This window comes from Bacillus cereus group sp. BfR-BA-01382 (genome assembly GCF_022663475.1).
In the GTDB taxonomy this organism is placed as follows: domain Bacteria; phylum Bacillota; class Bacilli; order Bacillales; family Bacillaceae_G; genus Bacillus_A; species Bacillus_A thuringiensis_S.
Genome location: NZ_JAKUFQ010000212.1, coordinates 1 through 2,621 on the forward strand (window position 1 = coordinate 1; position 2,621 = coordinate 2,621).

Here is a 2,621-nt window from a genome sequence, read left to right on the forward strand (position 1 = left end):
ATTTGCGCTGATATATTTGAAAAATCGCTGATATAAATTTCACGTACTCCCATTTCTGCTATAAAGCCGCACCTTTTCCGCGCTCAAAAAGTATCAGATGTAATTTAATTTTCCCTTTGTAATCTTCTGTTCATATTCCGTTCATATTTCTTTTTTATGATAAGTGCATAGAAAGAAAGAGGAAGGAGCGAGCATAATGTTTTTAGCTCTGCGTGAATTGAAACAATCAAAATTAAGATACGGATTAATCGGACTTATCATGGTTTTATTATCATTTTTAGTTCTTGTTATTTCAGGATTAGCAAATGGATTATCATATGATAATGCTTCATCGATTCAAAATATGGAGGCAAATAAGTTCGTTTTAGCAGATGATGCGGAAAATAAATTACTTCGTTCACAAATTAAGAAAGACGATGTAGATAACGTAGTAAATCAAGTGGACGAGAAAGAGGCAGTTCCATTTCGGGTGAAAGTTTCAACGTATGAAAAGAAAGATAGTTCGAAAAAGGTTGATATCGCTATTTTTTCAAGTGAACGTGATTCATTTTTAGAACCGAACATTGTAAAAGGTGAGAAATTAGGTACAGCAAATAATGAAATGGTTGCTGATGAATCAATTAAAGAAAAAGGAATCGATATTGGGGATACAATTATCGATCCTGTTTCAAAGAAAGAATTTACAATCGTCGGATTTACGAAAGATCAAATGTTTAGCCATACACCAGTCGTTTATGTAAATGAAGACGTATGGGGCGCTATTTCACAACCAAACCAAAAAGATTATAGTGCAATCGCACTTAATACAGATAAAGAAGTAAAAAATGCACACGTAATTGACAAAAAAGAAGTGCTGCAAAGTATTCCAGGGTTTAAAGAAGAGCAAGGAACATTAACAATGATCATTGCATTCTTACTTGTTATCGCTGCATTACTAATTGGTGTATTCTTCTACGTCATTACACTGCAAAAAACACAGCAATTAGGTGTATTAAAAGCAATCGGTACAAAGAACTCGTATTTAGCAAATAGCTTAGTCGTGCAGGCGTTATTCTTATCAGTCGTTGCGATGGTAATCAGTATCGTTCTTGTACAAGGGTTAGAACAAATTTTACCAGCAGGTATGCCGTTCTTATTAACAACACCGATGATTGCACAATATGCAGCAATCTTTATCGTAATTAGTATTTTAGGAACACTTATTTCGTTATACCAAGTATTAAAAGTTGATGCGCTAGAGGCAATTGGAGGCGGGATGTAATGACTTCATTATTAAAATTAGACAAAGTAAGTAAAGTGTACGGAGAAGGGAATACGGAAGTAACAGCCCTTCATCCGATATCGCTTGATGTGAAAGCCGGAGAATTTATCGGAATCGTCGGTCCTTCTGGATCAGGGAAAAGTACGTTATTATCAATCGCGGGTGCATTATTATCACCATCAAAAGGGGATATTTACATTCGTGAGCAAAATATTACACAGTTATCAGAGAAGGAAATGACAGACATTCGTTTGAAAAAAATCGGCTTCATTTTCCAGTTTGCAAATCTTGTTCCATATTTAAATGTGAAAGAACAATTGCTTTACATTGCAAAGCTGAAAAAAGAAAGTAAACAAGAATCGGAAAAGCGTGCAGATCATTTATTAGCGGCATTTGGATTAGGAGAAAGAAAGAATCATTATCCAAATCAACTATCTGGCGGGGAAAAACAAAGGGTAGCAATCGCTCGTGCGTTCATGAACAACCCAGATTTAATATTAGCGGATGAGCCAACGGCAAGCTTAGACTCAAAACGTGCACGTGAAGTTGTAGAAATGATGAAACGTGAAGTGAAAGAGAGCCAAAAAGCAGCAATTATGATTACACATGATGAAAGAATGCTTGATGTATGTGATCGTATATTGATGCTTCGAGATGGACAGTTAATATAAAAAAAGGAAACCCGTACATGTATGTGCGGGTTTCCTTTTTTTTAATGGATTTATTTAGAGAATAACGTTTTAATTTTATTACGAGTAAGTAATAAAACACCGCCTAATACAGATAGCATTCCTAGAGCCATATTGTTTGATTGCTCGCTACCAGCGTTAGGAAGTTCTTTAGCGTTATTGTTTTTAGTACCATTAGTTTGTTTAGCCTGTGATACTTCATTAATCTTATTATCAACATTTTGCTTCGTTGTATGTATCTCAGCTAATTTGTCATCAATTTTTTTCTCAGTGTGTTTAAAGTCGTTGATTTTAATATCTAAGTCTTGTTTTTTCTTTGATAAATCGTCTGAAACAGTTTGTTTTGATTGTTTAATTTCGTTAATTTTATTGATTAAATCTTGTCTAGCTTCTTGTAATGCAGCTAGTTTGTTTTTCACATCTTGTTTAGCTAGTTCTAAGTTAGCGGAAAGACTGTCTAAATTGCCTTTAATTTTCTTAAGTTCCTCTAACGTGTTACCAGTATTCGGCTTGTTTTCTTTTAACTCAGCAAGTTTGTCCTCAGCAGTTTGTTTCGCTTTCTTTAACTCAGCTAATTTTTCATCTACTTGTTTTTTTACTTCCTTAAGTTCATTAACCTTTTGATCGATGTTCTCTTTATGTTGCTTCATTTCATTCACTTTTTCATCGAC

3 protein-coding genes are annotated in these 2,621 nt (G+C 34.3%); 2 read left to right on the forward strand and 1 reads right to left on the reverse strand.

Translation table 11 applies throughout. The features are described 5' to 3' along the window. Positions 1 to 196 precede the first annotated feature (196 nt). Together MR160_RS33360 and MR160_RS33365 are read left to right on the forward strand one after the other, a co-directional pair. Positions 197 to 1,261, forward strand: a complete 1,065-nt coding sequence (locus MR160_RS33360; protein ID WP_000477741.1) for an ABC transporter permease — start codon at positions 197 to 199, stop codon at positions 1,259 to 1,261. Then, positions 1,261 to 1,932 (forward strand): ABC transporter ATP-binding protein, encoded by a 672-nt coding sequence (locus MR160_RS33365; RefSeq protein ID WP_000202594.1) that lies wholly within the window; start codon positions 1,261 to 1,263, stop codon positions 1,930 to 1,932. The genes MR160_RS33360 and MR160_RS33365 overlap by 1 nt, the downstream gene beginning before the upstream one ends. A 50-nt stretch (positions 1,933 to 1,982) precedes the next feature. On the opposite strand, the gene MR160_RS33370 is transcribed toward MR160_RS33365, so the two are convergent. Continuing rightward, a partial coding sequence (locus MR160_RS33370; RefSeq protein WP_242299189.1) for an LPXTG cell wall anchor domain-containing protein occupies positions 1,983 to 2,621 on the reverse strand: 639 nt, incomplete at its 5' end.